This window comes from Mesorhizobium sp. M7A.F.Ca.MR.362.00.0.0 (assembly GCF_004023175.1).
Classification (GTDB): Bacteria; Pseudomonadota; Alphaproteobacteria; order Rhizobiales; family Rhizobiaceae; genus Mesorhizobium.
On the sequence record NZ_RZTF01000323.1, the window covers coordinates 1 to 7,299 of the forward strand.

Annotated in this window: 8 protein-coding genes and 1 pseudogene; all 9 read left to right on the forward strand. The window is 62.6% G+C overall.

Features of this window, described 5'->3' with window-relative positions; genetic code table 11:
• Nucleotides 1-143: 143 nt before the first annotated feature.
• On the forward strand, nucleotides 144-944 hold the full coding sequence (locus EOC06_RS28495; protein ID WP_050596706.1) for a ScpA family protein: 801 nt from the start codon (nucleotides 144-146) through the stop codon (nucleotides 942-944).
• Entirely contained in the window at nucleotides 941-1,705 is a 765-nt protein-coding gene (gene scpB / locus EOC06_RS28500) for an SMC-Scp complex subunit ScpB (protein WP_128309371.1), read from the forward strand. The genes EOC06_RS28495 and scpB overlap by 4 nt, the downstream gene beginning before the upstream one ends.
• Before the next feature lie 169 nt (nucleotides 1,706-1,874).
• Nucleotides 1,875-2,096 carry a twin-arginine translocase TatA/TatE family subunit gene (locus EOC06_RS28505; RefSeq protein ID WP_023812188.1) on the forward strand — a complete coding sequence of 74 codons (222 nt, stop codon included), beginning with the start codon at nucleotides 1,875-1,877 and terminating at the stop codon, nucleotides 2,094-2,096.
• Between the two features lie 29 nt (nucleotides 2,097-2,125).
• On the forward strand, nucleotides 2,126-2,911 hold the full coding sequence (gene tatB / locus EOC06_RS28510) for a Sec-independent protein translocase protein TatB (protein WP_128309372.1): 786 nt from the start codon (nucleotides 2,126-2,128) through the stop codon (nucleotides 2,909-2,911).
• Nucleotides 2,908-3,783, forward strand: a complete 876-nt coding sequence (gene tatC, locus EOC06_RS28515) for a twin-arginine translocase subunit TatC (protein WP_128309373.1) — start codon at nucleotides 2,908-2,910, stop codon at nucleotides 3,781-3,783. The genes tatB and tatC overlap by 4 nt, the downstream gene beginning before the upstream one ends.
• Nucleotides 3,784-3,979: 196 nt before the next feature.
• Complete coding sequence (serS, locus tag EOC06_RS28520) at nucleotides 3,980-5,284, forward strand: serine--tRNA ligase (protein WP_127267600.1); 1,305 nt, start codon at nucleotides 3,980-3,982, stop codon at nucleotides 5,282-5,284.
• Nucleotides 5,284-6,042, forward strand: coding sequence for a 5'/3'-nucleotidase SurE (gene surE / locus EOC06_RS28525; protein WP_023812184.1), 759 nt, complete (start codon nucleotides 5,284-5,286; stop codon nucleotides 6,040-6,042). The genes serS and surE overlap by 1 nt, the downstream gene beginning before the upstream one ends.
• Nucleotides 6,039-6,692: a protein-L-isoaspartate(D-aspartate) O-methyltransferase gene (locus EOC06_RS28530; protein ID WP_127267601.1), complete on the forward strand. Its 654-nt coding sequence runs from the start codon at nucleotides 6,039-6,041 to the stop codon at nucleotides 6,690-6,692. Before surE ends, EOC06_RS28530 begins: the two co-directional genes overlap by 4 nt.
• Before the next feature lie 196 nt (nucleotides 6,693-6,888).
• Nucleotides 6,889-7,299 (forward strand): annotated as a pseudogene (locus EOC06_RS28535) (peptigoglycan-binding protein LysM); the annotation flags it as partial.

A 7,299-nucleotide genomic window follows, 5' to 3' on the forward strand; every position in this document is an offset into this window, starting at 1 on the left:
GACCTATATAAAGAACCGTGACACGGTCGAAGAAACCGAAATACGCGCCGAATTCGCCACCTACTTCGATGCGGTGGCATAGCAAAGGGAAAGTGACAGGAGTGGCGGAGACATTGGAAAGCAAGGCCTCGAAGGCCGCACCGATGGACCGTCTGTGGGCCGAGAATGACGATTCACGCGTTACCGGCGACCCGTCGCTGGTTGTCGACGTGGCCGGCTTCGAAGGTCCGCTCGATCTTCTGCTGCATCTTGCCCGCACCCAGAAGGTCGATCTGGCTCGCATTTCGATCCTGGCGCTGGTCGAGCAATATCTGACCTTTGTCGAGACGGCGAGGGCGCTCAGGCTGGAGCTTGCCGCCGATTATCTGGTGATGGCGGCGTGGCTGGCCTTCCTCAAGTCCAAGCTCCTGATCCCCAAGCAACCCGGCGACGAGGGCGAAAGCGGTGAGGAACTGGCGGCGGTGCTGCAGTTCCGCCTGAAGCGGCTGGAAGCTATGCGCGACGCCTCGGCGCGTCTGGTCAACCGCAACCGGCTCGGCCGTGATGTGTTCGCGCGCGGCATGCCCGAAATGGTCATCGTCGAAAAGCGTAACGCCTATTCGGCCTCGCTCTACGATCTCTTGACCGCCTATGCCCAGCAACGCCAGAAGCAGGCGATCAACAATGTGACGATCGCCAGGCGCGGTGTCTGGTCGCTAAAGGATGCGCGCGACATCCTGACCCGCCTGGTCGGGGCTGCAAGCGACTGGACGGCGCTGGAAAGTTTTCTGATCGCATACATGACCAGCCCCGAGGAGCGGCGCACGGCAATCGCCAGTTCTTTTGCGGCAACATTGGAGCTGGTGCGCGACGGCACGATGGACGTGCGGCAGGATCAGACGTTCGCGCCGATCTACCTGCGCGGGCGCACGCAGGCAATCAAGGCAGTCGAGGTGGCATCATGAGCGAACGCGCCAACGCTTCGGTTATCCCGTTCAAGGTCGGCGATGCACCCGAAGAGGAGTCGCTTTCCCGGGATCCGGCCGAGCAGCTACAGAACCCGGCCGAGCGGCTGCATCTGGCCGAGGCCGTGCGCATGGCCGAGGCGATCGTGTTCGCCAGCGCCGAACCCGTCAGCGAAAAGCAGCTCGCGGCACGCCTCCCTGACGGCATCAACATTGTCCTGGCCATGGCCGAGCTGCAGCAGATCTATGCGCGGCGCGGCGTCAATCTGGTGCGTGTCGGCGACGCCTGGGCGTTCCGCACCGCCGGCGACCTGGCTTTCCTGATGAGCCGCGATACCGTCCAGCAAAGGAAGCTCTCCCGCGCGGCTCTCGAAGTGCTGGCGATCATTGCCTATCACCAGCCGGTGACGCGTGCCGAGATCGAGGACATCCGCGGCGTCGAAACCTCGAAAGGTACGCTCGACACGCTGCTGGAAACGGAATGGGTGCGCATGCGCGGCCGGCGTAAGACGCCCGGACGCCCTGTGACCTACGGTACGACGGAGACCTTCCTCGACCATTTCGCGCTGGAAGAGATTCGCGATCTTCCTGGCATGGAGGAACTGAAGGGGGCTGGACTGCTTTCGGGCCGCATGCCGTCGAATTTCTCCATTCCGCAGCCGCCGGCCGATCCCGACGCATTGACCGACGACGAGGATGCGCTGACCGACATCGATCTCGAGGAACTCGGCCTGCTGACGCCGCGCGTCACGGAAGATTGACTGGCATTGGCGGCCAACTTGATGAGGATGCGCGGATTCGTAGCGGGCGTTCCCGTCGAAAATGCGTGACATCCGTCACCCTTTCATAAACTCTGTCGCAGTTGTGTTTGAATCCCAACGCGAAAACGCATAGATCATCGCCAGGGAAAACATTCGAGAGAGATTTGCTATGGGTTCATTTTCGATTTGGCATTGGCTGATCGTGCTGGTGATCGTGCTTTTGGTGTTCGGCCGCGGCAAGATTCCCGAGCTGATGGGCGATATGGCCAAGGGTATCAAGAGCTTCAAGAAGGGCATGGCCGACGACGAGGTTGCCGAAGACAAGCGCACCGTCGAACATCGTGCCGACGAGACCGTTGCGGCCGCGAAGGAAAAAGCCAGCAAGAGCTGAGCCCAAGGTTCTAGTCGGAACAGAGTGCCATGTTTGAAGTCGGCTGGACCGAAATGCTGGTCATCGCGATCGTCATGATCGTGGTCGTCGGACCCAAGGATTTGCCCAATATGCTGCGCACCTTCGGCCGCACGACGGCGAAGCTGCGCGCCATGGCGTCCGATTTCCAGAAACAGTTCAACGAGGCGCTGAAGGAAGCCGAGCTCGACGACGTCAAGAAGTCCGTCGACGAGCTCAGGGGCATGAGCCCGATGGCTGAGATCAGGAAGCAGCTCAATCCGTTCGAACAGGCCGCGGCCGACGTTCGCTCCGGCGTCGATGCGGCGATGAAGCCGAAGCCGGCAGCCGATCCGGCAAGCTCTGTCGCTTCGACCCCGCAAACGGCCGAGCCGTTGAAGAACGGTGCAACGACCATGCCTGGCGTCAACGCGCCGGAAGCAGCGCCAGCAGCGCCGGTTTTTCCGGCAATGACCGACGAATCGGTGGTGACCTCGTCAGCGCCGGCGGAACCCGTTGCGGCGCCGAAGGCGTCCGCGGCGAAGAAACCAGCCAAGCCTGCGCCGGCAAAAGCGACGCCGGCTGCAAAAGCTTCGGCAAATGGTGCAAAGGTTGCCGCGAAGGCAGCGTCTGCGTCTAAGACGCAGGCGAAGGCCATGACGACGGCACAGCCTGAAGCGCCCAGGGCCAAGACGCCCGCTGCGGCCAACGCTGTCGCGGCCAAGACTGTAGCGACCAAGATGGGGGCGAAAGCCGAACCGAAGCTTGCAGCGGTGAAGAAGCCGGTGGCCAAGAAGACGGCGGGAGCCGCCAAGTGAGCGTTTCGGACACCGAAAAGGACGAGATCGAGAAATCGTCCGCGCCGCTGATGGAGCATCTGATCGAGTTGCGCCGGCGGCTGATCTGGTCGCTGGGCGGCTTCTTCGTTGCCTTCCTGGTCTGTTTCTTCTTCGCCAAGAAACTGTTCAACCTCCTGGTCGTGCCGTTCAAATGGGCGACGCAGTGGGCAGGGCTCGATCCGCACAAGGTCGAGCTGATCTACACGGCGCCACAGGAATTCTTCTTCACCCAGGTCAAGCTCGCCATGTTCGGCGGCATGGTGATCGCCTTTCCGCTGATCGCCACGCAGATCTACAAGTTCATCGCGCCCGGCCTGTACAAGAACGAGCGCAACGCCTTCCTGCCGTTCCTGATCGCATCGCCGATCCTGTTCCTGATGGGCGCATCGCTGGTCTATTTCTTCTTCACGCCGATGGTGATGTGGTTCTTCCTCGCCATGCAGCAGGCCGGCACCGACGATCAGGTGCAGATTTCGCTGCTGCCGAAAGTGTCGGAATATCTCAGCCTGATCATGACGCTGATCTTCTCCTTCGGCCTGGTGTTCCAGCTGCCGGTGGTGACCAGCCTGATGACACGGGTCGGCATGCTCTCGTCCAAGGGACTGGCCGAGAAGCGCAAATGGGCGATCGTCATTGCCTTCGTCGTCGCGGCGATACTGACGCCGCCCGATCCGATGAGTCAGATCGGCCTGGCCGTCCCGACCATCCTTCTCTACGAGGTGTCCATCTGGGCTGCCCGGCTGATCGAGCGCGATCGGGAAAAGCAGCGCGTGGCACGCGAGAAGCAGGACGCGGCGGAAGAGGTGGCGGACAAAGCACCGGACGAGCCCCCGGCACCTGCCTCCTCATAGGCGACAGAGCGGCTGCAGCGGCGGAAAAACACAGTCGTCGCCCCGTCCTCTTGCATCGATCCCGGATGCGGTTTACGCCCTCTGGCTGAAACGCATCGCGCTCAAAGCGATGCGTTTCAGTTTTGTTTTGAGCATGTCGTTGTCCCAAATCGCTGTGCACTTTTGGGCGACATGCTACCCAGGAGCGTTTCAAACCATGCTTGACATCAAATGGATTCGCGACAACCCGAAGGCCCTTGTCGAGGCGCTGGTGAAGCGCTCGTGGTCGGCCGGTGAGGCGCAGTCCATGGTCGACGGACTGATCGCCTCGGACGAGGCCCGGCGCGAGCACGTCACCGAGCTGCAGACCAAGCAGGAGCGCCGCAATGCCGCGTCGAAGGAGATCGGCAACGCCATGCGTTCGGGCGATGCCGCCCTGGCCGAGACGCTGAAATCCGAAGTCGGCGAGATCAAGGTCTTCATCCAGAACGGCGAGGCGCGCGAACGCGAGCTCGACAAGGCGCTGACCGATGCGCTGGCAGTGCTTCCCAACGTGCCGTTCGACGACGTGCCTGTCGGCAAGGACGAGCACGACAATGTCGTCAAGCACCTCGTCGGCAAGGTGCCGACGCGGCCGAACTGGGTGAAGGAGCATTTTGAGATCGGCGAAGCGCTCGGCATGATGGATTTCGAGCGCGCGGCAAAGCTGTCGGGCTCGCGCTTTACGGTGCTGAAAAGCGGACTGGCCCGGATGGAACGTGCGCTCGGCCAGTTCATGCTGGACCTGCATACGACCGAACATGGCTACGAAGAAGTCATCCCGCCGTTGATGGTCAAGGACGATGTTCTGTTCGGCACCAACCAATTGCCGAAGTTCGAGGAAGATCTGTTCTTCACGCCGCACGGGGAGGGCAGGCTTGGGCTGATTCCCACTGCCGAGGTCCCTCTCACCAACCTTGTGCGTGAAGAAATCACCGCGCATGAAAAACTGCCGCTGCGCTACACCGCGCTGACGCCGTGTTTCCGCTCGGAAGCGGGCTCGGCCGGGCGCGACACGCGCGGCATGCTGCGCCAGCATCAGTTCTACAAGGTCGAGCTGGTGTCGATCACGGACCAGGAATCGTCACTTGCCGAGCATGAGCGGATGACGCAATGCGCCGAGGAAGTGCTGAAGCGGCTCGGCCTGCCGTTCCGCACCATGACGCTGTGCACCGGCGACATGGGCTTTGGCGCGCGCAAGACCTACGACATCGAGGTCTGGCTGCCCGGCCAGAACGCCTATCGCGAGATCTCGTCCTGCTCGGTGTGCGGCGATTTCCAGGCGCGCCGCATGGACGCGCGCTACAAGGACAGAGACGGCAAGGGCAACCGCTTCGTCCACACCCTCAACGGCTCGGGCACAGCCATTGGCCGCGCGCTCATCGCCGTCATCGAAAACTACCAGAACGAGGATGGCAGCGTAACCATTCCTGAAGTGCTGCGGCCTTACATGGGCGGCCTGGAAAAGATCGAAGCGAAATAATGCGTATCCTCCTGACCAATGACGACGGCATTCATGCCGAGGGCCTGGCGTCGCTCGAACGGGTCGCGCGCACGCTGTCCGACGATGTCTGGGTGGTGGCGCCCGAGCAGGACCAGTCCGGCTACGCGCATTCGCTGTCGATCTCGGAGCCGCTGCGGCTGCGCAAGATCGGCGAGAAGCATTTTGCCGTGCGCGGCACGCCGACGGATTGCGTCATCATGGGCGTCAAGAAAATCCTGCCTGGCGCACCCGACCTGATCCTGTCCGGCATCAATTCGGGCGCCAATATCGCCGATGACGTCACCTATTCGGGCACCGTCGCCGGCGCCATGGAAGGCGCGCTGCTCGGTATCCGCTCGATCGCGCTCAGCCAGGGCTACAGCTATGTCGGCGAAGATCGCGTCGTGCCCTACGAGACGACAGAGGTGCTGGCGCCGGCGCTGCTGAAGAAACTTGTCGCGACGCCGTTGCCGGACGGCGTGCTGCTCAACGTCAATTTTCCCAATTGCACGCCCGAAGAGGTCGCCGGCACGGTGGTCACCACGCAAGGCAAGCTCGTGCACTCCCTGTGGGTCGACGAGCGCCGCGACGGGCGCGGCCTGCCATACTACTGGCTGCGCTTCGGCGGCGAGCCGGTCGAAGGCAAGCAAGGCACCGATCTCTACGCCTTGCGCAACAGGCTGGTGTCGGTGACGCCGCTGCAGCTCGATCTGACCGCGCATGAAATCCGTGACCAATTGAGCAAGGCGCTTGCATGAACCAAGGGATCGATGACCGTGAAGGTTTTGCTGCCTTTCTGCTGCGTCTGCGCGGTCGGGGGACTGTGCCGAAAGCGCTGATCGCGGCCTTCGAGGCGACGCCGCGGCGCGGCTTCCTGGCGGCCCAGTTCCATCAGATCGCCTGGTCGGACCGCATGCTGCCGATCGAATGCGGCGAGGCGATCGAAGGTGCCGATATGCAGGCGGCGGTGATCGCGGCGCTCGCTATCGAGCAGGGCAACCGCGTGCTCGAGATCGGTACCGGTTCGGGCTACACCTCGGCGGTGATGTCGCGGCTGGCGGCGCGGGTCATCACCACCGATCGCTACAAGACGCTCGCCGAGCAGGCCAGGCAGCGCTTCGAGGCGCTCGGCATCGGCAATGTCATCGTGCGCCACGCCGATGGTTCCGGTGGCCTGCCGAATGAAGGGCCGTTCGATCGCATCGTTGCATGGGCGTCCTTCGACAGCCTGCCGCGTTTCCTGCTCGACCAATTGTCGAGTGGCGGCATCGTCATCGCGCCGATCGGCCCCGAAGAGGGCGAACAGGTGCTGGCCAAGCTGACCAAGGTCGGCAGCCGCTTCGAGCGTGAAGACATCGGCCTCGTTCGCCTGCAGCCGATCCTGCGCGGTGTCGCCGCTATCATCTAGCGCGTATGCCGATGATCAGGCCGCGCCGCGTCGGGTGCGTCTTCGACCCCGGCCGGCATGACCTGAAAATCTCCCCTGGGCTCGCTCTCTAATATTTTAAGAAAAATTGCGCCGGATTCCATGGGGTTAACCGTCGAGTAACATTAACGCGCTTTAATCATGCCTAGTTTGTACCGGGTATGTGCGGGTTAGTGCGATGCAACTCAGTGTTTTGAAGACAAGCGGTCGCAATCTGGCGCGAGGCTGCGCCATACTGATGGTCGCGGGTGCTGCTGCGGGGTGCAGTTCCCAGGTTTCGCGGTTCAATGGCGTCGACGACGTCTTTACATCCTCGACCAACAATCAGCGCACCATCATCAACAAGCAGGATGCCGTACAGCAGCCCTATCCGGGCGATGTCGCCGCCGCTCCGATCGATGGCAGCCATACACAGTCGGTCAGTCGCTCCAGCCTCGATCCGGTCTCGACGCGGCCGCTGCCGCCGCCCGTTGCCCAGGCTCCCGAAGTGGCGCCGGTATCGAAGCCGGTGCGCACCGCATTGGCCCCCGCGCCGCATGTCGACAGGACCACGACCGGCACCGTCGCCCCGGTGGCATCGCCTTTCAAG

What these genes read in the sequence shown, in the direction of transcription:
- EOC06_RS28495 (WP_050596706.1), top strand. Translation starts at nt 144, where the DNA reads ATGGACCGTCTGTGGGCCGAGAATGACGATTCACGCGTTACCGGCGAC.
- EOC06_RS28530 (WP_127267601.1), top strand. Translation starts at nt 6,039, where the DNA reads ATGAACCAAGGGATCGATGACCGTGAAGGTTTTGCTGCCTTTCTGCTG.
- EOC06_RS28505 (WP_023812188.1), top strand. Translation starts at nt 1,875, where the DNA reads ATGGGTTCATTTTCGATTTGGCATTGGCTGATCGTGCTGGTGATCGTG.
- surE (WP_023812184.1), top strand. Translation starts at nt 5,284, where the DNA reads ATGCGTATCCTCCTGACCAATGACGACGGCATTCATGCCGAGGGCCTG.
- scpB (WP_128309371.1), top strand. Translation starts at nt 941, where the DNA reads ATGAGCGAACGCGCCAACGCTTCGGTTATCCCGTTCAAGGTCGGCGAT.
- tatB (WP_128309372.1), top strand. Translation starts at nt 2,126, where the DNA reads ATGTTTGAAGTCGGCTGGACCGAAATGCTGGTCATCGCGATCGTCATG.
- serS (WP_127267600.1), top strand. Translation starts at nt 3,980, where the DNA reads ATGCTTGACATCAAATGGATTCGCGACAACCCGAAGGCCCTTGTCGAG.